Source organism: Streptomyces sp. NBC_01237 (genome assembly GCF_035917275.1).
Taxonomy (GTDB): Bacteria; Actinomycetota; Actinomycetes; order Streptomycetales; family Streptomycetaceae; genus Streptomyces.
In genome coordinates this window covers 909,272-932,446 of the sequence record NZ_CP108509.1, presented here as the reverse complement: position 1 = coordinate 932,446, position 23,175 = coordinate 909,272, and the positions used below count along the sequence as shown (strand labels likewise).

The following is a 23,175-nucleotide window of genomic DNA, read 5'->3' as shown; positions in this document are numbered from 1 at the left end:
CGCCGGATCGCCTCGGTGACGGTGCCCAGGGGTGCGGTGTCACGGAACTGGGCGTCGGTCGCGTACAGATGGGCGCTTCGTCGGTCCGTACGTGCGTCGAACCCGTCGGTCAGGAGTCGGGAGCGGGACACGTGTGATCTCCTTCGCGGCCGTGCATACGTGTTCAGCCGTTCATACGTGTTCATGCGGGCGGAGTCGCTGTGCGGGCGGGGCGGTCGTGTCAGGGGGCGGGCTGATGTATGCGGCGGTCCTGTCCCGCACCGTGTCCGGCGACCGCCGTGGCGATGCCGAGGACGGCCAGGACGGTGAGCGGAAGCGTCCAGCTGCGAGTGGTGTCGTGCAGGATGCCCAGGAGGAGGGGCCCGGCCGCCGCCACGAGGTAGCCGATGGACTGTGCCATGCCCGCCAGCGCGGCGGCTTCGCCGGAGCTGCCGGCGCGCTGGCTCTGGAAGGTCAGCGCGAGGACGAGGCACGCGCCGCCGCCGAGTCCCAGCAGGGTGCATGCCAGGACGGACAGCGCGGGGGCGGCGACCAGTACGGTGAAGCCACCCGCCACGAGGACCGAGGCCCCGGCCGCGGTCCAGCGCTGGTCGTGCCGGCCCCGGGTGAGCAGCGGCAGCAGGCTGCTGGCCGCCAGGGACACCACCTGGTAGTAGAAGAGCATCCATCCGGCCGTGGTGCTGCTCGTGCCGCGGTCGATCAGGATGCTGGGCAGCCACGCGACGGCGGTGTAGAAGGCCAGGGACTGCAGGCCCATGAAGAAGGTGACCTGCCAGGCGAGCCGCGACCGCCACGGTACCGGGCTGTGGGCCGCGCCGGTGGACTCCTGCGGCTTGTCACCCCGTATCCGGGGCAGCCAGGCGAGGAACGCCGCGACGGTGAACGCGAGGCCCCAGGCCAGCGCGGTGCGCCAGGAACCCGGCACGGTGTGGGCCAGCGGTGCGGAGATCCCGGAGGAGACCGCGGCCATGAGGCCCATGACGGTCACGTAGAGAGCGCTGACGGCCTGGATCCGGTGGGCGGGCACGCTCCGCCTGATCAGAGCGGGCAGCAGCACGTTGCCGAACGCGATGGCCGCGGAAAGGATCACCGTTCCGGCGAACAGGCAGACGACGGAGGGAAGGGAGCGGACCACCGTTCCGACGGCCAGCACACCGAGCGCCGCCACCAGCAGGCGTGCGCTGCCCCACCGGTGGGAGGCGCGGGCGACCAGGGGCGACGTCGCGGCGAACGTCAGCAGCGGGAGCGTGCTCAGCAGCCCGCCCCAGCTCGATGTCAGGCCGCTGCCGTGCTCGATCTCCGGCAGCAGTGCGCCGACACCGGTCAGGGTGGTGCGCAGGTTCGCCGCCACGAGACAGATGGCGACGACGAGCCCGACCGACACGGCAGGCAGGGCGGACTCGGCGGCGGGTGGTCCGGAGGCGGAGTGCTGGCGGGCCGGCGAGGCCGGCTGCGAACTCACCGGTCCTCCGCTGCTCGTGGCGTACCGGTCTCGTGGTCGCGGGTGAGCCGGACGATCGCGGCCGCCGCGTAGCGGGCGCCGCCCTGGTCCCGGGCCTCGATCGCGTCCACGAGCCGCCGGTGCAGGCGGGCATGCTCCTCGGCGTGGACGGCGTCCCACGGCAGACCCCCCAGGGACGAGGTGAGCGCCGTACCGAGGTAGTCGTACACCTCGATCAGCAGGTCGTTCCCGCTCGCCCGGACCACGGCCCGGTGGAACAGCGCGTCGACGCCCGTGATCGCGGCCGTGTCCTCACCGGCGGAGGCCTCGTCGGCGTCGGCCAGCAGCTCCTGCAACTGCTGCAACTGGCTCTCGCTGCGGCGCAGGGCCGCGGCTCCCGAGGCGTACTCCTCCAGAACGGTCCGCAGCTCCAGCACGTTGTCCCGCTCCGCGGAACTCGCCCGCCGCACCATGACCGACTGGAGCTCGCTGGACGCGCGGACATAGGTGCCGTCCCCGGCCCGGGGCTCCAAAAGGCCCAGGTGCACCAGCGCACCGATCGCTTCCCGCAGGGTGCTGCGGCCGACCCCGAGCTCCTCGATGAGGGCCTGTTCCGGCGGGATCCGCGTCCCCACCGGCCACCCGCCCGACTCGATGTGCGAGCGGAGACTGTCCACGAGCTGAGCGGACAGGCTGGCCGTCCGCCGCGGTGCACTGATGCGTTTCATGGAGACACCGTACACAAACGTCAGACATTTGAACATCACAGGGTGTGGTTGGTCGCGTACACGGCGCCTGTCCTTGCCGGAAGCGCGTCTCGTCCGTTCGGCGGGGCTCATGCCGCCGGCCGGAGCTCCGTGGCGAGGGCCGGATCCACGAAGCGCGGGCCGACGTGGACACGGCTGTCCGTGTCGACCGGTTATGCGGGTGGGGAGTTCTTCACGGCGTATCCCGCCGCACCCGCGGATATCGGCCGCGAGGGCGCCTTGAGGAACCCGCTGTCATCAATGGGTTCGTCCCGGGTGGCGGGTCGTCGTCACGCGGCGTCGGCGTCGTCGTCGGCACGCGACTCGACGACCTCGGCGAGCCGGCGCAGCATCGCGCGGTGCCGTATCTGCAGCAGGGCGTCCACGGCGGCGTTGTGCAGTTGGCCGCCGACTCCTTGCAAGGGGTGCTCATCCACCAGTACGAGGGTGTCGTCGCCCCACGGCCGGATGTCGAAGGCGATCCGAGCCGTTCCCAACGGCCCGCTGTGCGCCTCCAGTTCCAGGGTCCTGGGGGGATCCAGCAGACGGACCACGGTCCGTCCGTGGAACTCTCTCCGGCCCAGCCGCACCGCGTACTCGATCGAGGATCCGACCTCCGGCCAGATTCCGTCCGCCGCACGTGAGGAATCGGTGCCGACGACCCAGTCGCCGTAGCGTGACGGGTCCCGCAGTACTGCCCAGAGCCGGTGGGGCGGGCTGTGGACGAGACGATGCCGTATCGCCATGAACGCCTCCCGTGTGGGTTGCCTTCCGCACGGTACCCAGCCCTGTCGGCGTCCGGCCTCGGGGATTCCGTGCCTCACCGCATCGTAGAGGGCCCGGGCCCGCAACTCATGTGGATCACTGCCCGGGGCTCGCTGCGAACCCTGGGCGGTGACCATCGATCGATGCCGCCCGGGCGGCATCGGCCCAAAGGTTCCGGGCGGGGGAAATCGTACGGTGAGGCGCATAATGTGAGTGTCCCGACGGTTTCGCGCTGTGATGGGAGAACGTCATGATCGTCCTCGGTGTCATCCTTCTTGTGATCGGGCTGGTGACCGGATTCGGCATTCTCTGGACCATCGGAATCGTCTTGGCCGTCATCGGCGCCATTCTCTGGATTCTCGGTGGTATTGGTCACGCTGTGGGCGGCAGGCGTCACTACTGGTGAACGCTGTGGTGACGCCGGGAGAGCGTGTGCACCCGGGGTGGTGAAGGCCGGGGGTGGCCCGTGGCCGAATCGGCGAAACCGCCGCGCAGCCTCCGTCCTGAACGCGGTCCGAACCCTCTCGCCCCCACCTCGACCAGCGGTAACCGGCTGCCCGTCTCGGCAACTCCGTTGACGGGCAGGCGTGTTCGCCTGGGCCCTACGCCGGTCATGCCGGCCCGCCCGGCACGGGGCCCGGTGGCGCCCGGACCGTGACGTCGGGTCGTGGAGGGCTCGTACAGATTCCTGGCGCGGGGGTAGGCCCGTGCGGCACTCTTGCTATACCTTGCGTCTAATAAGCTTGCTAGACGCGGTGTCTAACAAGCGTGGCGGCGCTCGGCGGCCATCGATCCCATCAAACGCGCACGCGTTGGGACACCGGTCGGGCAGCGTCGGGTCGATCTCTCGATTCAAGGAGCCGCACCATGGCAAGCAGCACCGTTCGGCCGGAGGACCAGGGCCGCCTCGCCGAGCAGGACGTCGCCCGACGGCTGCTCGAATCGGCTGCCAAGCTGTCGTACGACCCGGCCACGGAAGTGGACTGGGAGACCCCGCTCGACAAGGACGACCACGGCGCGAGCCCCGAGTGGAGCACGCTCTACGGCACCGCCTACTGGGCGGAGTTGACCGACGCGCAGCGCAAGGCGCTGACCCGCCAGGAAGCGGCGTCCGTGGCCAGTACGGGCATCTGGTTCGAGATGATTCTCCAGCAGATGGTGCTGCGCGACATGTACGCCAAGGATCCGACCGACCCCCGGTTCCAGTGGGCGCTCACCGAGGTCGCCGACGAGTGCCGGCACTCGATCATGTTCGCCAGGGGTGCGGCGAAGCTGGGAGCCCCCGCGTACCGGCCGCACCGGGCGGTGGTCGAGCTGGGGCGGGCGTTCAAGACCCTGGCCTTCGGCGAGGCCGCGTACGCGGCGATACTCGTCGCCGAGGAAGTGCTCGACGTGATGCAGCGCGACTGGATGAGGGACGAGCGGGTCGCGCCCTTCGTGCGCACCATCAACAACATCCATGTGGTGGAGGAGTCGCGGCACATGAAGTTCGCCCGTGACGAGACCCGCAAGCGGCTGCGCGACGCGGGCGCGGTGCGCCGGCGGATCAACGCGCTCGTCGTGGCGATCGCCTCGTACTACATCGTCACCAGCATGGTGAACCGGGACGTCTACGCGAACGCGGGCCTCGACAGCAAGCGGGCCCGCGCCGAGGCCAGGGCCAACGAGCACCACAAGTCCCTGATGAGGTCGAGCTGTTCGGGTCTGATGGAGTTCCTGGCCTCGGCCCGGCTGTTGACGAAACCGGCCCTGTTCTTCTACAAGCGCGCCGCGCTGATCTGACCTGGTCCGAGCCGACGACCTGAGCTGACGAGATGACCTACGCCATCACCCAGACCTGCTGCAACGACGCCACCTGCGTCGCCGTATGCCCCGTCAACTGCATTCATCCGACCCCCGAGGAACGGGCGTTCGGCAGTACCGAGATGCTCTACGTCGACCCGGCGACGTGCATCGACTGCGGTGCCTGCGCCGATGCCTGTCCGGTCGACGCCATCTTCCCCGTGGACAGCCTCTTCGGTGCGCAGAAGCGGTACGCCGCGATCAACGCCGCCTACTTCACGGACGAGGAACCCGAACCGGCTCCCGCCGGACCGAACTTCCATGCCTGGGGCGAGCCTTCCTTCGCGCGCAGCCTGCCGTCCGATTTCGCGCCGATCCGGGTGGCGGTCGTCGGTACCGGACCGGCCGGCATGTACGCCGCCGAGGATCTCCTCCTGCACACCAACGCCCAGGTGACGCTGGTCGACCGGCTGCCGGTGGCGGGCGGTCTCGTCCGCTACGGCGTGGCGCCCGACCACCCCGCGACGAAGAAGGTCGGCGATACCTTCGCACGTTTCCACTCCCATCCCCGTGTACGCATGCATCTGGGCGTCGAGGTCGGCAAGGACATCACCGCCGAGGAACTCGCCGCGCACCACGACGCGGTGATCTACGCGGTCGGTGCCTCGGCCGACCGGCGGCTCGGCATCCCCGGCGAGGACCTGCCCGGCAGTCGCTCGGCCACCTCGTTCGTGTCCTGGTACAACGCCCACCCGGAGGTCGCGCCCGAGGCCGTGGGCCTCTCCGCGGAACGGGTCGTCGTCGTGGGCAACGGCAACGTCGCTCTCGATGTCGCGCGCATCCTCGTCACGGATCCGGCCACGCTGGCGGGTACCGATATCGCCGATCACGCCCTCGCGGCGCTGCGGGACTCGACGGTGCGTGAGGTGGTCCTGCTGGGCCGACGGGGCCCCGAGCACGCCGCCTGCACCGCCTCCGAGCTGCTCGCCCTCGGGCACCTGCCCGGCGTGGAACTCGTTGTGGACGACCACGATCCCCGGACCGGGGCGGCGATCGACAGCGCGGCGCCGGGCGAGAAGGCGGCCCTGCTGCGGGACGTGCCCCGCCGGACGCAGGACTGGTCGCGTCCGCCGGCTCCGGGCCGGCGCATCGTCTTCCGCTTCCACTCCGCTCCCCTGGAGGTGCTCGGTGACGACAGCGTCACAGGGGTGCGGGTGACGGAAGGTCCCGGCGAACAGCACATCCCCGCGGGCCTGCTGCTGCGCGCGGTCGGCTACCGCGGCATGCCGGTTCCGGGCCTCCCCTTCGACGAGTCGGGCGGGACCGTACCGCACGAGGGCGGCCGGGTGACGGGCATGCCCGGGACATACGTCGTCGGCTGGATCAAACGCGGCCCCTCGGGCGGCATCGGAGCCAACCGCACCTGCGCGGCCGAGACCGTCGGCACGCTGCTGGCCGACGCGATCGCGGGTGCCCTGGCCTCCCCGGTCCACCCGCCCAAGGCATTCCACCGTCTCGCCCGTAGCCGTGGCCGTGACGTCGTGGACGCCCGGGGGCTGGCCGCCATCGACCGGGCCGAGCGGGCACGCGGCCGTGAGCACGGCCGCCCGCGGGTCAAGCTCGGCACGGTGCCCGCACTGGTGGCGGCGGCGAAGGGCGGCCGCCGCTGGAGAACGCCGAGCTGAACGGGACATCCCGCGGGGCCGCGGCGCCCGCTCGGGCGCCGCGGCCGCAGGTGCGGACGGTCCGGGCGCTGGCGGCCCCGCTGCGGACCGCACCGGTGCGGATGGTTCCCGGCGCGGGCGGTGCCGGTGCGGCAGCCCGTGGGAGAACCTGACACGGCCGAGGCCCCATGGGCGAACCATGGGGCCTCGGTGATGTGTGCGGGCGGGGGAGCGTACCCGCACCGACTCGGGTCACGGGTCCTGTACCCACTGACCGCCGGTTCGCACCCGAGGCTTCCCCGGCCCGCACGGACACGGGCGGCCTTCACACCTCCGGAGCAGGCCGCAAAGCAGCCGGGTCCTCGGGGCCGGTCGGCCCCGGGCGCCGCGGCCTTCGCCGAGCACCCGCATCCGCACCGCGTTTCGGATCAGACGGCGGGCAGCGCGTAGAGCCGCTTCCCGTGCATCACGGCCAGCCGGTCGCCCGCCGCCGCCACGTACCATTGCTGGATGTCACCGGACTTGTCGTTGTACGTCCAGCGCAGCTTCCCGGTCGCCGCGTCGAAGGCGTGCACACCGCCGTCCTTGTCGAACTCGGTCGCGCCGTACAGGGTGCCGCCCACCTTGGCGAACTGCCAGGCCTGCGTGGCCGACTCCAGCAGCTCCCCGTTGTGCCAGATCCGCTTGCCCGTACCGGGCTCCACCGCCCACATGCCGCGCACGCTGTCGGAGACGTAGAGCACCCCGTCCAGGACATGCGGGTCGTTGAACGTGCTGAACTCCTCCGTCCGGAGCGACCAGCGGTCCTTGCCCCCGGCCAGTGAGAGCGCCCGCAGCCGCCGCCCGTCCGCCACGATCACCAGATCCTCGTGCACCGCGAAGCGACGGTGGTTGGACCGGCTGATCTTCTTCGTCCACACCTGCCGCCCCGTCGCCGTGTCACGGACGGTCACGTTCTCGCGGTAGTCCGTGTAGATGAGGTGCCCGTCGACGACCGAGGCGGTGATGCCGTACTCCTCGGTCCCCGCGTCGCGCTGCTCGCGCCAGGCGATCCTGCCGGACGTGGTGTCGATCGCGGCGATCACGTTGTTCGGGGTGGAGAAGTCCTTCTCCAGGATGCCGGCGAGGACGTACACATGGCGGTCGTCGGCCGCGATCGGGCGCGGCAGCTGATATTTCTCGCCCAGGCGGCTGCGCCAGGTCTCCTTGCCCGTGGCCGGGTCCAGACCCACCACATCACCGTCGTACTCGGCGCTGGTGAGATAGAGCGTTCCGCCGCCGATGACGAGTTCGGCTCCGGGAGTGGTGACCCCGGCGCGCGACCACTTCTGCTTGCCACCGGCCATGTCCCGTCCCACCAGCGGGTCGCCCGCCACCAGAACCAGGTCACCGGTCACCGCGAGCGCGTCGATGCCGGACAGGTTGCTGTTCGCCGCCTCCGCCCGCCACAGCGGCTCGGGTGCGGTGCCCGGCGGTGGGGTGGTGAAACCGTCACCGCTCTCGTCCCCGCCCGGTGCGGCACTGCCGCCCGGTACATCCACCTTCTTCTCGGGACCGCACCCCACGACCCCGGCCCCGAACGCGACCAGCCCCAGCCCTGTCCCCGCCAGCCCGAGTATCCGCCTGCGCGACACCGCGTGCCCGTCACGTCTGCCCACGTCTGTTCCTGCTTCCCGTTCATGTGTTCCGACGCCCCGGGGACACCCTGAGCGCCGTCAGGCTAACGTCGAATTTCGGCCGGACACCGAATGGCACACAACCGGGACACGGCCGTGAAGGTCCCGTCACAGGCCACCGGTGTCCACCCCCACGCCTCGCGCGGTGGCCGATCCGGGTCGCGCCCTCGGTGCCTGCCGTTTGCGGGAGCATCGGGGGGAATCGGCCTCCTGCCGCGCCGCAGGGCCGCCGACGGCATGACGGCCGCACCTGATGCGGTGGTCCCGGGCGCGGGCGAGCGTCGATCCGCACCCGGCTCCGAGGACAGGTGTGGCGGAGGACCTACGTATCCCACTGTTCGCGGTCGACGGCAGCACGCAGAAGGCCGCGCAGCTCCAGGGCGGCCGGCAGGGGCGCCGAGGGCAGAGCCACATGCAGGGTCCGGCGCAGAGCCGGATCGGTGAGGCGGCACACGGCCAGCGTCCCGGGGACCGCCCGAGCGGCGAGCGAGGGAACGAGCGCCACCCCCAGTCCCGCGGCCACGTAGCCGAACTTGCCCGTCCACTCCGCGATCCTGATGATCTTCCTCGGACTGAATCCGGCCCGTACGCAGGCGTCGGCGAGCATCGTCGGGCGGTCGCCGTAAGCGCTCTGCAGCCAGGCCTCGTCACGCAGTTCACGCAGGTCGATCCGGCCGGCACCGGCCAACCGGTGCCCTCGCGGAAGCGCGACGCACAACTCGTCCTCGCACAGCTCGGTCGTCGTGACACCGTCGGCCCGCGGCAGGCCGGACGGGTAGTCGCTGACGACGGCGAGGTCCAGCGCCCCGTCCGAGAGCCGCCGCATCAGGGTGTCGGTCGGGCCTTCGGCCGCGACCACCTCGACCTCCGGCCTGGCGTCCCGCAGCGCCCGCAGAGCGCCGGGCATCAAGGAGATGTTCGCGGTGGCGAATGCTCCGACATGCAGAAGCCCACCGAGGCCGGCCTGCAGCACGGCGAGCTCCCGCTCCGCCCGCGCCAGTCGGTCCAGTACCTCCAGGGCGTGCCGGTGCAGCGTGCGACCGGCCGGATTGAGCCGTACGCCGCGAGGTAGCCGGTCGAACAGGGGCCCGCCCGCCCGCTGTTCCAGCGCGGCGATCCGCCGGGACACCGCGGACTGCGTGTAGCTGAGCCGGACCGCCGCCTCCGTGAACGAACCGCTCTCCGCCACGGTCACGAACAGCCGCAGCGCGTCGTTCTCGAACACCCTCCTACCGCCCTCCGATTGCCTTCGCCGACCGCATCATGCTCCCTCAACACATTCCTCGATCGCATGGCTTCCATGCAAACCAGTCGCTGGTGGAATGCCGGGTCGCGTCCTAGCGTCGTTTCACGCGGCGGTGCTCCGGAACGGAATCGAGCTCCGCCGCTCCATCGAAGGCCCATGAGATCCGAGGGGGATGTGCGGTGTTACGACAGAAAGCGACGACGGGGTGGAACCGGTGACCGGGAAGTACGACCTCGCCCTGCCGGCGATGCTGGCCGACCTCGAGGAGCTCGTGGTCTGCGAGTCCTACTCGGCCGACCTCGGTGCGGTGGCGCGCAGCGCCGAGGTGGTCGGTGCACTCGGGGCGAGGCTGCTGGGGGTCGCGCCGGAGACGATCGTGATCAAAGGAGTGACCCATCTGCGCTGGACCTTCGGCACGCCACGGGTCCTGTTGGTGGGGCATCACGACACGGTCTGGCCCATCGGGTCGCTCGAAACCCACCCCTGGGCGGTGGCCGGTGGGAGGGCTCGCGGTCCCGGGGTTCTGGACATGAAGGCCGGTCTGGTGCAGATGTTCCACGCACTGGCCTCCCTGCCTTCCCCGGAGGGCGTGTGCGTGCTGGTCAACGGGGACGAGGAGGTCGGCTCCACCACCTCACGGCAGCTGATCGAGCGATCCGCGCGCGGATGCGCGGCGGCGTTCGTGCTGGAGGCGGCAGCCGACGAGGAGGGCGCGCTCAAGACCGCCCGCAAAGGCACGTCGCGCTACGAGGTCGTGGTGCACGGCCGGGCCGCGCACTCGGGCCAGGAACCGGAGAAGGGGGTCAACGCCACGGTCGAGATCGCTCACCAGGTGCTGGCCGTCGCCGGTTTCGGAGCTCCGTCGGCCGCCTCCGGAGCCCCTTCGGACGCCTCCGGAGCGGACGGTGAAACCCTGGGTGCCGCGACCGTCACCCCCACCCTGATGTCGTCCGGAAGCGCGCGCAACACCGTGCCCGCGCTGGCGCGGCTGGCGCTCGACGTACGAGCGCCCACCACCACGGAGCAGGACCGGATCGACGCGCTGGTACGAGGGCTCCGCGCGCGGACACCCGGAGCCAGGGTGGAGGTGCTGGGAGGCAGGCAACGTCCGCCCATGGGACCGGAGTCCTCCGCCGCCCTGTTCGCCCTCGCTTCCGGGATCGCCGACGAACTGGGTCAGGAACCGTTGCGCGGGCGCGCCGTCGGCGGGGCCTCCGACGCCAACTACACCGCGGCGGTCGGCTGTCCGACGCTGGACGGCCTGGGCGCTGTGGGCGCCGGCGCGCACGCGGACTCCGAGTACGTCGATGTCGCGCGGATGGTTCCCCGGGCCCGTCTGCTCGCCGAACTCGTCGCGCGGACCGGGCGATGACCCGGTGGCCCCCGCGCACCGACAGGAAGCCCTCACCCCACATGACCTACCAGGAAGACGATTCGGCATGCGACCAGGCGTGAACAGGGCGGGTTTCGGCGAGGCGCGGGGCAACTACGCCGTCGCGGGACTGGGGGGAGGGCTTGCTCAGCTCGGCCTGCGGCTCCTCCTGGGGCTGTGCCTGGCGACGCTCGTCGGCCTCGTCTGCGTCAGGCCCACGGCGGCGTTCACCAAGGGCGCCATCACGATCTCCGTGGCGCTGGCCGCGATCGGGCTCAGGTGGGCATGGGGCCGCGCCTCCGCCAGATTCGGGCTCAGGAGGTGCTACCTCTTCAGGGACGGCCTGGTCATCACCGGTCTGTTCGGACAGCCGCGGAGGGCGGTCCCGTGGGCCGAGGTGATGGGGATCCAGATGATGACCTCGCAGTCCCTCTTCATGGCCTTCTACCGGTTCGAGATCACACGGCGCGGTTCCTGGCCCGTCGCCTTCCTGGCCCTGGGCTTCCAGCCACCCCTGGTGGAACCGCTGTTGACCCAGGCGGCGGAGAACGGGGTGAGCCGCTGACCCTGCCGAGGTCATCGCGGCGGGAACAGAACGTGCCCGGCCCACGGAGGGGGTGGGCCGGGCCGGACCGCCGGTCTGGCCGGGCGCGGTACGCCCGCCGGATCCCGACGGCCGCGGGTGTCAGACGATCTCGCCGGCGCAGGACCCGTGGGCGCCGCAGTCGTAGCAGGTGTACCGCATGCATCCGGTGCACAGCCCGATGTTCTCCAGCCGGTATCTGTCCCCGCAGCTCTCGCAGTTGGCCCGCTCACGCAGCATGGCTTCCCAGCCGTCCTTGCCACCGAGGGAGTGGTACGAGGCGGCGGCGAACTCCGCCCACGCGATGTCATGGTCGGTCCAGTGGCGCAGGTGCCAGGAGTACATCGCGAAGAACGCCTTGCCGGTCACCAGATGGTCGGGGCCACGGCCATCGTGGATCCACATCTCGACGGCCTGCCGGATCCGCTCGTGGAAAGGAAGTTTCCAATCGAGAATCACGTGGTTGCTCTTCACCGCTGAATTATGCGGTGCGGCAGGCCCTCGTGGACAGTCACGGACGTCGGGCCGCCGAACGACGCGGACCGCACCCGACGGCGGCCGGAGCCCGACGCCCGCAAGCCCTGGGGGGCGACGCGCTCAGCGTCCCGGACGGAACATGACGATCAGGACGTGCCCGGTCTCCTCGTCCACGCGGCGTTCGCGCTCCTCGAAGCCCATGAGCCCGTAGAAGCCACGGGCCGCGGGATTCGCCTCGAACACCTCCAGCAGCAGATCGCCGCGCAGCGTCGCGGCATGTTCCACCAGCGCCCGCCCGATACCCCGCCCCTGAGCCCGGGGCGCGACGAACAGGCCACCGATCTCGCTGCCGATCAGGCCCAGGAGGCCGACGGCGACGCCGTCCTCGTCCGCGACCCAGTTCTCGGCCTCGCGCAGATAGACCTCACGGACCTTGCGGGCCCGCTCACCCTCGCCCTCACCCTCGACGAACGGGTGGGCCAGTTTCGAGGCACTCGACCACAGCGCCATCACCTCGTCCTCGTCGGAGGTCTGGTAACGCCGGACGAGGGGCTTTGTCTCCATCCCGCGGACGCTATGCGCAACCTCCGGCTCGTACAAGCGACTTTCTGCTCGGCCGGGCTCCGCCGTCCTGTCCGCGCCCGGTCCACAGTCTCAGCGGCCGAGCCGTGTCCAGTACGTGCAGCCTGCCGCGGTCGCACCGCCCAGACACATGATCCAGCGCAGCGCGGCCAGCGAGACCGACAGACGCAGATGCGCGCCCGCGCCGACCTCCAGCCCCCTGCCGTCCAGGCTCAGATGCCAACCCCCGCGACCCGTAGGGCGATTCCCCGTCATGGTGACTCCTCCGGTTGCTCGCGCCGGGTCCGCTCCTCGGATCACCGGCGTCCTCTCCTTGCGCGACTCCATGGGAGAACACGGTCGGGCCGGAGACCAGCCGGGCGAACGTACGAGGACGAATCCGAACCGGCGAGGTGTTCGGCCGAAACGCCATTCGTTCGGTGGTTTTCGCTGGAACGTCCGGAAGTCCCGCGCGCCGCGGGCTAGCGTGACGGAAAGTGCCGGTACGAACACAAGGAGCCCGATGTCGGGTGCTGTCCCCGAAGAGCCCGGAGAAGCGGTGGTGGACGGTGCCGAGCCCTCGGCCGAGGCCCTGGCCGATGCCTACGACAAGGCACTGCGGGTGTTCGCCCATCGATTGCGCGCCGTGCACCTGGACTCCGGCACACCTCCTTTGCGGCAGATCTCGCGAGGTGCCAGGAGGGAGGTCCCGTTGTCCCCGGCCGCGGTCTCCGAGGCACTGAACGGCAAACGGCTGCCCTCGCAGCAGTTCACGCTGGAACTCGTGCGGCTGCTCGCTCCCGGTGATCGAGCCGAGGCGGAGGAGTTCCGGAAGCTCTGGCGCAGCGCTCGTGAAGCGCAGATCGCCGCCAGGGCGGCGGCCCGAGCGCGTCAGGGGCGAGCCGGCCCCGGCCCACTGCCGGACGGCGCACACACCGCCCCGCGGAACACGGTGGAGAGCTCCGCGGAGGCGGAGCGGCTGCGACGGGGTGCCGCCGGGGTGCCGGCGGAGGCCCGGCAGGGGGCGACGGCCGTGTGGCCGGGGGCCGAACGACCGCTCCACGCGTCAAGCGTCCCCACGCCCGTCCCCCCGGCGGCCACCAGGTCGGCCCAGGCCATCGTGGCGGCGGCCCGTGAGGAAGCCAGGGCGATCCTCGGCGAAGCGGCCCGGCAGGCCGACCGGGTATGGGAGGCCCTGGAGAGTCAGTCACTGACGATGCGGCGCGAGATCGAGCAGTCGGTCCGACGGCGTGAGGAAATCCAGCTGGAGATTGCCCGGGTGCAGGACGTGCTGGAAGCACTGGACTCCTTCCACGAGAATTCGGTACACGGCACCTCCGGGCCCCGGTCGTCGGACGGCCGGGGCCATGACGCGCCGTGGAGCACGGCTGTCACCAGAGGCGTGGCATGGCCCTGGCCCGATGCCGACGCACACGACATCACCACGCGTATCAAGCTGAACATCCCGGGCTCGGCGCCAGGCCCACCCCAGCAGCCTCCACAAGACTGACCCCGGCACCGCCCGGACGTACGGTTCAGCCGCTGAGCTCGACCAGTTGCACGCCGCTGTACGCCGCGACCCCGTCACGGGTGACAACGGCGCGGACCGTCGCCCATCCGCTCGTACCGCCGGGGTTCGGTGCGAGCCACACGCTGCCGTCGGCGTCGGTGTCCAGGTGCGCGATCGGCTGGCCGTCGAGTTCCCAGGCGATGTCCGCACCGGTCAGGTCGATCGGTGTGCCGTCCCACGCCGCGAGGGTCAGGGCCGCACGGGCGGTGCCGCCCGCGGGGAGTTCCGCGGGTGTGGCGGTGAGCCGCAGGTCGGCGTGGACCGTGTCGGACCGGTATCCCGCCAGATCCGCCGGGTACCAGGCGAGTTCGGGAACGAACCGGCCGTCCTTCCAGCGCGCGAGGTGACCGGGCCGGTGGTGCGCGTCGTTGATCAGCGCGTACGTCGGTGTTCCCTGCTCGCTCGCGACGAAGCCGTGCGGGGCCACCGTCACGGTGCCGAGTGTGCCGGGCAGCGGCAGCGCGCGGGGCTGGAGATCATGGCTGGCGATGATCTCCAGGCCCCCTTCGAACGCGGTCCGGGACACCTTCAGATCCTCGGTGAGGTACCGGAACGCCGTCATCGCCCGTCCGAAGTACCGTGCGGCGACCCGCCGTTGGACCAGCGACAGCCCCTTGAGCATCTCGAATCCGCGTCCCGCCCTGAAGTCCCTCTCCATGTGCTGTGCCTGGTAGTGCATGTTGAGGCCGAAGGCCAGCGCCCAGCTCAGGTTCTCGGTGGTGTCGACGCCGCGGTCGAGGTTGTGCGGGTAGAACGCGATCTTGTCGTGCATGACGGCTGTGCCCAGCGGCCATTGCTGAACCACGACGCCGTTGCGGTTGGGCCCGTCGTACGTTCCGGCCCGGTCGCCCTGCATGGTGTTGAGGTAGAAGCCGAGGCTCGACGTCAGGTCCTGGAAGAGCCGGTCACCGCCGACCCCCTCGGTGCCGATCGGCAGGATCGCGGCCGACTGCGCGGTCTGCTCCACTATCTCCTCGCAGTACGCGTACGGCGGCGCGCAGAAGTCCGCCGAGTAGTCGTACTCCCGGCGTGCGATCTCGTCCTGGAACATCATGTCCAGGCCGTACCTGTCGCGGAACGTGCGGAGCTGGTCGAGGATCAGCGCCCGGGGCGCCTTGCGCCAGCCGCCGATGAGGTACCCGAGGTTGTCGGTGTGCGTCTTGGTGACCAGTTTGCCGTGTCCGTCCCGGATACCGATCCGCTCGACGCCGCCGAGCGTGGCCACCGCCCGGCTGTCCGGGTGCCACCACGTCGGGTTGGTGTACGCGCCGGCGTAGTGCCCCCGGTCGTGGATGGTGTCGATGAGCCGCTGGAACTCCGCCGGTCCGCCGAGGTAGTCGAAGGTGAGGAAGTCCGGGTAGTGGTGGTCGTGCTGACCGTCCGAGTAGTAGCTGGCGAGCTCGACGCTGTACGGCCCGCCGGGCACCGCCCGCAGATACGCGAACGCCACTTCCGGCCGCCCCGTCGCCGAGGTGCCGCCGGTCGGTTGCCAGAGGTCCACCTTGAGGTGGACCGAGTCGGCCAGCCCCGCGCGCAGCCGCGGTTCGAGCTTGTCGGAGAGTCCGCGCCAGGCGTTCATCCGGTTGTCCGCCCGGTACGCCGCGAACAGGTCGAACGCGGTGCCGCCCGCCGCCAGTCTGGTCGCGGGGAGCGTTTCGGACGTGCCGGGCGCGATCCAGGCATCCACGCGGTGCATCAGCCCGGTCAGGGATTCGGCGCGGGCGCGGGCACCCACGAAGCCGAACTGGGTCGGGCGGTAGGGCTTCACGTTCGCGGGCTGCACGGAGTACACGCCGAGTGCGGAGTCGTCCTCCTCGAACAGGATCAGGTCGTGGGTCGCGGTCGGCATGCCGTAATTGGCGTAGAAGCCACCGGCCAGCACCGAGCGGGTGTGGGCGAGCCCGCCCCACTTCGGCGCGATGCCGAGCATGGTGCCTTCGGCGGGGATGACCCGGTAGGCCACCTCGGGGCAGGCGACCCGCAGGATCGGCCGGGACCAGAGGTTCCGAAGGCCGGTCGGGCGCAGTTCGAGATGTCCCGCACGCAGCCGCACCGCCACGTCCGCGGCGAAGAAGCCGGGCACGGTCAGGCTGACCGTGGCCTCATCGGCGGCGACCCGGGCGATCTCGGCCGTGGCCTCGTCGGAGAAGACGCCGGTGCCGTTGTCGTAGTACACGGCGAGCGGCAGCACACCGGGGGACTGGACCCGGCCGCCGGTCGTCCAGTCGAGCAGCCGGCCGTGACGGTCGATGAGGACCCGGTCGGCCCCGCTGGTCAGTTCCAGCGCACCGGCCCGGCTCCAGGTATCCACCGGCCCGCCGTCGCCGACCACCTCGATGGAGTCCACATCGACCACGAACGGGTCGGGCGACTGCTTGTCGTCGGGAAAGAACACGAGCACGAGCCGACGCAGCGGGTAGGTGAGCCGTCCGTCGGCCTTCCCGCTCCAGGTCATCCGGGAGAGCCGCTGCGGCTCGAACGTGACCCGGGTCCGCCCGTCGAATCCGGCCGGGTCGACCCGGCTCGCGAGCGTGCCCCACTCCTCGTTGTCCTGGTCGAAGAGCTTCAGCCAGAGGTTGCCCTTCTTCGGCGTCACCCCGGTGAGCCACACCGACACCCGGCTGAGGTGTGGGGTGTACGGGCTCGGGAACGCCACCGAGAACTCGCTGTACGCGTCGGTCATGGTGACCCGCGCCCCGCCGGCCGTGCCGGTGGCCGCGAGCGTCGTCCGGTACAGCGTGGCCGGCGGCACATCGTGCGCCACGCCGTCGAGGACGAGGCGCACCGTCGCGGCGCCGTCGGCGCTGTCGGGGGCGACCGGCGCGGCAGTGGCGACGGCGGGTGCGACGGCGATGGTGGCGGGCACGGACGCGGCGGCGGCGGCGGTTCCGGCAAGGAAGGTGCGGCGCTTCATGGGTACGCTCCGGCGGCGGCTCGATGGGGGGCGGCGTGTGCACCGTATGGTCTCGCCCATAACGCGTCAAGGTTCTTGTCATTGTGGGTACTTGGGAGATTTCTTTGCGCGTCAAGCTTGTCCCGCGGCGGTCGTTCGGCCGATAATTTTGACGCGTCAAATCCCGTGCGTGAGCTGGTGCCGCTGACGTGTCCTCCCTCGCCCAGCCCCTACGACCAGGGAAAACCCTCCGGCGGTGGTCGGCTGTCGAGCGCATGAAGCCTTGACCCTGTCCGAGTGTCCGAAGCAGGGACGGTGCGCATCGCGGAGGAGTTCAGTGCATCATCCGCGTGGTAGTCAGCGGCATGACCCCGAGGCAGCCCTTAGGCTGCCACCGGCACCGAACCCCGACCGAGGAGCGCGCATGTCCGACCCCGTTCGCCGGCACCCCTATCCGGACACCTCTCGCCCCGGCGAAGCACCTGCGCCGCATCCTCTGCTCGCGCCGCTGATCGGATTCCTGGGCACCTGGACCGGCCGGGGCCGCGGCGAGTACCCGACGCTCGCCGAGAAGTTCGCGTACGCGCAGGAGGTCACGTTCAGCCACGACGGGCGGCCCTTCCTCCGCTACGAGGCGCGAGCCTGGCTGATCGACGCGGACGGCACCCCGCTGCGGCCCTCGGCCCGTGAGAGCGGCTGGTGGCGCATGCAGCCCGATGGGCGGGTGGAGGCATTGATCACCCAGCCCACCGGCATCGCGGAGATCTCGGTCGGCCGGGCTGCCGACGGCGCCCTCGACCTCACCACCCACCAGGTCGCTCTCGCTCCGACCGCCAAGGAGGTCGACGCCACCCGCCGCCGCTACACCCTGACCGACGAGAACACGCTCATCTTCGTCCACGATCTCGCCGCGGTCGGCCGGCCCCTCCAGCACCACCTCTCGGCCCGGCTCCGGCGCGAGGGCAGCGGCTGAGGGCCGCACCCCCTGGGAGGGGCTGTGCCGGCTGTCACGTCCCGGACGCGGCGGGCGGAGGGGACCGTGTCGTATCAGCCGGAAGCCGGGTCGGCCGGAGTGGGCGGTCGCACCCGGGGTATCCGGAAAATATGACTGTCGAAAAGACGAGTGTCCTGGTTCTGGACTGTGCCGAACCCCTGGAACTGGCCGAGTTCTATTCCGGCCTGCTCAGCGCGGAGACCCGTATCGGGAGCGATCCCGACTTCGTTGAAGTGGTCGGGAACAACGGCGTGCATCTCGCCGTCCGCCGCGACCACGGCTATGCGCCGCCGAGCTGGCCGCGCCCGGAGGACGCCCAACAGGCCCATCTGCGCATCCTGGTGGGCCGGGGCGACATGGATGAAGCGGAGCGCGAGGCGATCGGTCTGGGGGCCAGGCCGGTCGACACGAAGGACAACAGCGGCCCGCGCGATGTCAGGGTCTACACGGACCCCGCCGGGCATTCGTTCTCCCTCGCCGTGTACCCGGTCTCCCTGTCCTCGCACACCTGAGGGACAGCGCGCCGACGCCGTGGAGACGCGGGGCACGGTCCGTCGCGGGCAACTCGCCTGCTCCATGCGTGAGGGCCGAACGGGCGGTACCGGGCACGGCTCACTCCGGTAATAACCGTTCGGTCGTGTCCTTGCCCAGGAGCTCGTGGAGCAGGCGCGTCGCGGGCAGGGCGGAGTGGAGGTACACGTACTCGCTCCGGTGCTCGATGACCGCGACCATGGTGCGCAGGGTGTCCACCGCGTCCTCCCGTTGTCCGGCGTGGTGCTGGGCCTGGGCCAGCAGCCCCAGGTGGAGCGGCAGGCGTATGTGTGTCCGGGACAGTCGCAGCTCCGCCAGCGAGTTCCTCATCTCGGGGATCCCCTCCCGATGTCCGGCGTGCGTGAGGGCCCAGCCCAGCGGGATGTGAAGCATCGCCTTCCAGTAGTACAGCCCGTGTTCGACGGCCAGCCCGACGCCCTCGGTGCCCGAGGACCGTGCCGTCTCCACATCGCCCTCCCAGGCGGCCACGATCGCGTCGGCGTACAGGGCCTCGATCCGGTCCCACGGCCTGCTCTCGTACCGAGTCAGCCGCAGCAGCCGCCGACGCTGCTCGGTGGCCGCCGCACGGTCGTTCAGCAACCAGCGGGCGAACACGTCGTAGCAACGGAAGTAGACCCGTGGGTCGGACCGGTACGTTCCCTCCGGCAGCCGGCCCTCGCGCGCGAGCCGATCGGCGAGCTCGACGCCGTCCTCCAGTTCCTTGAGCGCGTCGGGCAGGAGACCGCGGACGAAGAGCGCCGCACCCTCGCCGTACGCCGCGCCGAGCCGGGCGGTCGGGCCGTCGGTGCGCTCGGCGATGTTCCGCAGCAGGATGGACAGCTGCCTCGACTCGTCGTAGCGCCCGCGGACGAGAAGCGACACGCCCAGCATCGACAGGACCGCCGGGTCGTCGGAGGTCTGGGGGGTCGTGTGGAGGCCGTGTCCCCGGGTGACCTCGGCCTCGGCCTCGGCGTCGCCGAATCCCCGTACCTGGCCCAGCAGATGGCCCAGTTCCAGGTGGAGACGCTGCTCCAGGTCGCGGGCGGACGGGTCGTCGGGCAGTGAGCCCGCCATCCCGAGCGCGCGGCGCAGCCACATCTCGCGTTCCTCGGAGGCCAGGCGCACTTCCGCGTTCTCGGCCGCGCGCAGCAGCCAGGGCAGCACCCGCGCCGGGGGCATGGCGTTCTTGGCGCGCCAGGCGTGATGGGCGACGCTGTCGATCTCCTCCGGCTCGCTGTCCTCGTGTACGTGCGGGGAGAGGGCGTCGGCGTACCGGGCGTGCAGCCGCTGGCGCTCCTCCTCCGTCAGCTCGCTGGTGAGCACCTCCTGAGCCTGTGGCGGGGCGAGATGGAGCCGTCCGGGGCGGTGCCGGTCCGGGGCGAGGAGCCCGTACCGGACCGCCGACTCCACGATGGCGATGGCCGAATTGGTGCCGGTGGCACGGCACAGCGGATCCAGTTCGATATCGGGTGCGACGACCGCGCACAGCCGCAGGAGCCGTACGACCGGTTCCGGCAGCATGGCGAATTCCTGGCGGAGCACCTTGCGCGCGCACGTCACGATGAGGCCGAGGAGCTCGTCGACGGCGCCGGGATCGCGCAGGTCCCTGGCGTCGCAGAGCAGGGAGAGCATCTGCAGGACGAAGTAGGGACTGCCCGTGCTCTGGCGGTGCAGCGCGTCGATGATCCGCTCGTCGACGCCGGGCCCGGCCTGCGCGTCGACAAGGGTGGCGACGTCCGGCCGGGTCAGTCCGGCCAGCCGCAGGATCTCCGTGTGGGGGCCCTTGAGCACCTCGGTCATCACCCGGAACCGCGAGGCGTCGGGCCATGCCTCCAGGTCCCAGCCGGTCAGCACGATGCTGAGGGGATGGCCCTGGCGGCGAGTGGCCAGCAGACGAAGCAGGTCCAGGGAGACGGTGTCCGCCCAGTGCACGTCCTCCAGGAGCAGCACCAGCGGCCTCTGGGCGGCCAGGGCGAGCAGGACTTCGCAGAGCGCGTCGTGGGTCCGGAAGGGCCCCTGGGAACCGTCCGGCTCGGCCTCCTCCCTGTCGCCCGGACCGGTCTGCCATCCGGGCAGCAGCGGGGAGAGCAGCGAGCCGAAGGGTGCCGCGGCGGCGCGGAAGGCTTCGGGCCGTGCCGCCGACAGCCGGCGCAGCACCTGGGTCCACAGCCAGTACGGCGGGACTCCCTCCCCGGAGAAGCAGCCGCTCCGGATCGTCTCGATGTCCCCGTCCATGCTCTGGAGGCGCTGGACGAGCTCCATCACCAGATGGGTCTTGCCGAGCCCGGAGGAGCCGAACACACAGGCGAGGTGTCCACGACCGGCCGCCGCTCCGGCCGTTGCGGCGACCAGGCGCCTCAGCTCTCGCTCCCGGCCGGTCAAGGGCGGCGGCGTCACCGGTTCACCGAGGGAGAGTCCGGCGGCGAGGGACCGGGCCTGAGCCGTACGCCCCGGCCCCTTCGGCTTCTCCGGACCGCGCAGGACCGTTTCCCCGGCCGCCGGAGTCACCGCGGTCACACCCTCGGCTTCGACGGACAACCCGGTCCGGACGGGCCGGGTGAACCCGGTCGCCCTGGACGGCAGCTCGGCGTCCGGCACGGTGTGGGGGCGTTGATCGCCGAGTTCCTGCCGGAGGAGAGCGGTGTGGAGCCGCTGGAGTTCGGCGGTCGTGTCCACGCCGTACTCCTCGACCAGATAGCTCCGCGTCCATTCGTACACCTCCAGCGCTTCGGCCTGCCGGCCCGACCGGAACAACGCGGTCATCAGATGGCCGACCAGGCGTTCCCGCGTCGGATGCTGACGCACCTCGCGCTCCAGTTCGGTCACCACCTCGGCGGTCCTCCCCAGTTCGAGGCCGGCCTCGGCGGATGCCTCCAGGGCCGTGAGCCGGACCTGCTCCAGCCGTGTGCACTCGTCAGCGAGCGGCCGGTGGGTGACGAATTCGGCGTACGGGGAGCCGCGCCACAGGGCGAGCGCCCGGGTGAGCCGGTCACGTGCGGCGGCGGGATCCTGGCGGGCGAGGAACCGGCGCCCGGTGGAGAAGAGGTGCTCGAACTGGTGGACGTCCACCTGTTCCGGGGACAGCTGAAGGACGTATCCGGGGGCCCGGTGGCGCAGTACCGCCGTCCTGCCCGGACCGGCCGCGGGGGCCAGCGCCCGGCGCAGGTGGGAGATATGGCTCTGCAGCGTGGCGACGGCCCGCTGCGGCGGATCGTCCCGCCAGAGCTCCTCGACGAGAACCGTGGTGGGGACGACCCGGCCCAGCCGTATCAGCAGGAGCGCCAGGAGCGCCCGGCGACGGGGGGGACCCAGGGACACGTCATGCCCCCCGAACTGGGCCGACATGGGCCCCAGGACCTGCAGCACCGGTCCGGAGGGGGCGGGCGACTGGGGAGGCTGAGCTGCGCTCTGAGCCTGGCGTACAGACATATTCGGCCCCATTCGTTCTCACGCTTGAGACTTCTCCGGCGAATTAATCCTAGGTCAGCGGATGTTCGTCCAATGATTCAGGGCCGATGAATGGCCAATAAACGATCACCGAATTGGCAAAGTGGTTCCTGTGTATACCGGGGGAACCGGCAAGCGGATGGCAAGGATCCCGACAAGGGGCCGAGTCGGTGGATCAGCATTCCGGCCAGCACGCCGCAAGGGGGGTGGCACAGCATGTGCGGAACCGACATCGCCGGGTGGCCGTGGGCCCGCCACCGGCGCAGACCCTGGAGGCATCACGGTGTTTGCGATTCTCTTCCCTGGGCAAGGGGCGCAGTTCCGGGGCATGGGGGCAGATGTTTTCGGCCGCTATCCAGGCATCTCGCGATACGCCTGCGATCTCCTGGGGTATGACCTGGTCGCGCGCTGCCGCGACAATCAGGACGACGTGCTCGCGCGGACGGAGTGCACGCAGCCGGCCCTCTTCACCGTCAACGCGCTGCATACGTTCGAGCGTGAGCGTCGCGAGGACCGGCCTGCCGACTGCTATCTCGGGCACAGCCTCGGGGAGTACAACGCGCTCCTGGCGGCCGGGGTCTTCGACTTCGAGACAGGTCTCCGGCTCGTCAAGAAGCGCGGCGAGCTCATGGCCGAGGCATCGGGCGGCGGGATGACCGCGGTCATGGACACCCCGGCCCCGCGCCTGCTCGACATGTTGAGGGCGGACGGCGTCGAGGGCGTGGATCTCGCGGCCTTCAACACCGACGCCCAGGTCGTGATCGCCGGCAGCGACGGCGCCCTGCGAGCCGCCCATGCCTCGCTCAAGGAGCGGGGGATCCGCTTCGCCGCGCTACGGGTCGGCGCCGCCTTCCACTCCCGCCACATGGAACCGGTGCGCGCCGAGTTCGAGAGATTCCTCGACGGGTTCACGTTCGCGGAGCCCGGAACGACCGTGATCTCCAATGTGAGCGGACGTCCCTACGAGCGGGGCACGATCCCCGAGATGCTGAGCAGGCAGCTCGTCGAACCGGTCCTGTGGGCCGACAGCATCCGCCATCTCCTCTCCCTCGACGCCGGGCTGGAGTGCGAGGAGGTAGGCGGTCACTCCCTTCTCCGCATGGTGAAGAGTCTTACGAGGACCGACGCCGATAAAACTCTCATGAAAAGCGGGGTGTGAGACATGGACCGAACGCAGCACATACAGAAGCTCATCGAGGATCAATTCCTCGTGGAGTTCGATGGCGAACTGACGGCCGAGAGTGATCTTTTCAAGGCCGGGGTGATGGATTCCTTCGGATACATCCAGCTCCTGAGCTCCCTCGAACAGGACTTCTCGCTCAAGCTGACGGACGAGGAATTCCTCACGAACGTCTTCACCTCACTGGCAGCCATCGACGCCTTCATCGCGAAGAAACTTGCCGAGCGCGACGACCACTGAAGCAAGG

The 23,175-nt window shown here is 70.7% G+C and carries 20 protein-coding genes; 10 read left to right on the top strand and 10 right to left on the bottom strand.

All coding sequences use genetic code 11. The features are described 5' to 3' along the window. Positions 1 to 220: 220 nt before the first annotated feature. The 3 genes from OG251_RS40405 to OG251_RS40395 form a co-directional block, all read right to left on the bottom strand. Positions 221 to 1,462, bottom strand: coding sequence for a CynX/NimT family MFS transporter (locus OG251_RS40405; protein ID WP_326682248.1), 1,242 nt, complete (start codon positions 1,460 to 1,462; stop codon positions 221 to 223). After that, positions 1,459 to 2,169, bottom strand: coding sequence for a FadR/GntR family transcriptional regulator (locus tag OG251_RS40400; RefSeq protein WP_326682247.1), 711 nt, complete (start codon positions 2,167 to 2,169; stop codon positions 1,459 to 1,461). The genes OG251_RS40405 and OG251_RS40400 overlap by 4 nt, the downstream gene beginning before the upstream one ends. 308 nt (positions 2,170 to 2,477) lie before the next feature. After that, positions 2,478 to 2,933 carry an SRPBCC family protein gene (locus OG251_RS40395; protein ID WP_326682246.1) on the bottom strand — a complete coding sequence of 152 codons (456 nt, stop codon included), beginning with the start codon at positions 2,931 to 2,933 and terminating at the stop codon, positions 2,478 to 2,480. 269 nt (positions 2,934 to 3,202) lie between these two features. Between OG251_RS40395 and OG251_RS40390 the strand changes: the two genes are divergently transcribed. From OG251_RS40390 to OG251_RS40380, 3 genes are all read left to right on the top strand, one after another. Beyond that, the gene (locus OG251_RS40390) at positions 3,203 to 3,358 is read left to right on the top strand and encodes a DUF6131 family protein (RefSeq protein ID WP_326682245.1); all 156 of its coding nucleotides are present in this window, start codon (positions 3,203 to 3,205) and stop codon (positions 3,356 to 3,358) included. A gap of 461 nt (positions 3,359 to 3,819) precedes the next feature. Next, positions 3,820 to 4,734: an AurF N-oxygenase family protein gene (locus OG251_RS40385; protein WP_326682244.1), complete on the top strand. Its 915-nt coding sequence runs from the start codon at positions 3,820 to 3,822 to the stop codon at positions 4,732 to 4,734. Positions 4,735 to 4,766: 32 nt separating this feature from the next. Continuing rightward, a complete protein-coding gene (locus OG251_RS40380) occupies positions 4,767 to 6,419 on the top strand; it encodes an FAD-dependent oxidoreductase (RefSeq protein ID WP_326682243.1) in 1,653 nt (550 codons plus the stop codon). A gap of 407 nt (positions 6,420 to 6,826) precedes the next feature. Here OG251_RS40380 and OG251_RS40375 read toward each other — a convergent pair whose 3' ends face one another. Then, positions 6,827 to 8,056, bottom strand: a complete 1,230-nt coding sequence (locus OG251_RS40375; protein WP_326682242.1) for a PQQ-binding-like beta-propeller repeat protein — start codon at positions 8,054 to 8,056, stop codon at positions 6,827 to 6,829. A gap of 340 nt (positions 8,057 to 8,396) precedes the next feature. Next, positions 8,397 to 9,299: a LysR family transcriptional regulator gene (locus tag OG251_RS40370; RefSeq protein WP_326682241.1), complete on the bottom strand. Its 903-nt coding sequence runs from the start codon at positions 9,297 to 9,299 to the stop codon at positions 8,397 to 8,399. Between the two features lie 268 nt (positions 9,300 to 9,567). Between OG251_RS40370 and OG251_RS40365 the strand changes: the two genes are divergently transcribed. Further along, positions 9,568 to 10,692: a M20/M25/M40 family metallo-hydrolase gene (locus OG251_RS40365; RefSeq protein WP_326682775.1), complete on the top strand. Its 1,125-nt coding sequence runs from the start codon at positions 9,568 to 9,570 to the stop codon at positions 10,690 to 10,692. Positions 10,693 to 10,759: 67 nt separating this feature from the next. Continuing rightward, positions 10,760 to 11,257, top strand: a complete 498-nt coding sequence (locus OG251_RS40360) for a hypothetical protein (RefSeq protein WP_326682240.1) — start codon at positions 10,760 to 10,762, stop codon at positions 11,255 to 11,257. 120 nt (positions 11,258 to 11,377) lie between these two features. Here OG251_RS40360 and OG251_RS40355 read toward each other — a convergent pair whose 3' ends face one another. The 3 genes from OG251_RS40355 to OG251_RS40345 form a co-directional block, all read right to left on the bottom strand. Further along, entirely contained in the window at positions 11,378 to 11,749 is a 372-nt protein-coding gene (locus tag OG251_RS40355) for a hypothetical protein (RefSeq protein WP_326682239.1), read from the bottom strand. Positions 11,750 to 11,872: 123 nt separating this feature from the next. Next, complete coding sequence (locus OG251_RS40350) at positions 11,873 to 12,316, bottom strand: GNAT family N-acetyltransferase (protein WP_326682238.1); 444 nt, start codon at positions 12,314 to 12,316, stop codon at positions 11,873 to 11,875. A gap of 90 nt (positions 12,317 to 12,406) precedes the next feature. Next, positions 12,407 to 12,589, bottom strand: a complete 183-nt coding sequence (locus OG251_RS40345) for a hypothetical protein (RefSeq protein WP_326682237.1) — start codon at positions 12,587 to 12,589, stop codon at positions 12,407 to 12,409. 247 nt (positions 12,590 to 12,836) lie between these two features. On the opposite strand from OG251_RS40345, the gene OG251_RS40340 reads away from it, so the two are divergent. Then, the gene (locus tag OG251_RS40340; RefSeq protein ID WP_326682236.1) at positions 12,837 to 13,823 is read left to right on the top strand and encodes a hypothetical protein; all 987 of its coding nucleotides are present in this window, start codon (positions 12,837 to 12,839) and stop codon (positions 13,821 to 13,823) included. Positions 13,824 to 13,848: 25 nt separating this feature from the next. Here OG251_RS40340 and OG251_RS40335 read toward each other — a convergent pair whose 3' ends face one another. Then, on the bottom strand, positions 13,849 to 16,797 hold the full coding sequence (locus OG251_RS40335) for a hypothetical protein (RefSeq protein ID WP_326682235.1): 2,949 nt from the start codon (positions 16,795 to 16,797) through the stop codon (positions 13,849 to 13,851). 403 nt (positions 16,798 to 17,200) lie between these two features. Between OG251_RS40335 and OG251_RS40330 the strand changes: the two genes are divergently transcribed. Beyond that, entirely contained in the window at positions 17,201 to 17,749 is a 549-nt protein-coding gene (locus OG251_RS40330; protein WP_326682234.1) for an FABP family protein, read from the top strand. A gap of 131 nt (positions 17,750 to 17,880) precedes the next feature. Continuing rightward, positions 17,881 to 18,282 (top strand): VOC family protein, encoded by a 402-nt coding sequence (locus tag OG251_RS40325; protein WP_326682233.1) that lies wholly within the window; start codon positions 17,881 to 17,883, stop codon positions 18,280 to 18,282. Between the two features lie 100 nt (positions 18,283 to 18,382). Here OG251_RS40325 and OG251_RS40320 read toward each other — a convergent pair whose 3' ends face one another. Beyond that, complete coding sequence (locus OG251_RS40320; RefSeq protein ID WP_326682232.1) at positions 18,383 to 21,619, bottom strand: BTAD domain-containing putative transcriptional regulator; 3,237 nt, start codon at positions 21,617 to 21,619, stop codon at positions 18,383 to 18,385. 412 nt (positions 21,620 to 22,031) lie between these two features. On the opposite strand from OG251_RS40320, the gene OG251_RS40315 reads away from it, so the two are divergent. Continuing rightward, positions 22,032 to 22,907 carry an ACP S-malonyltransferase gene (locus tag OG251_RS40315; protein WP_326682231.1) on the top strand — a complete coding sequence of 292 codons (876 nt, stop codon included), beginning with the start codon at positions 22,032 to 22,034 and terminating at the stop codon, positions 22,905 to 22,907. A 3-nt stretch (positions 22,908 to 22,910) separates the two neighbouring features. Beyond that, positions 22,911 to 23,168 carry an acyl carrier protein gene (locus tag OG251_RS40310; RefSeq protein WP_326682230.1) on the top strand — a complete coding sequence of 86 codons (258 nt, stop codon included), beginning with the start codon at positions 22,911 to 22,913 and terminating at the stop codon, positions 23,166 to 23,168. Positions 23,169 to 23,175: the final 7 nt, after the last annotated feature.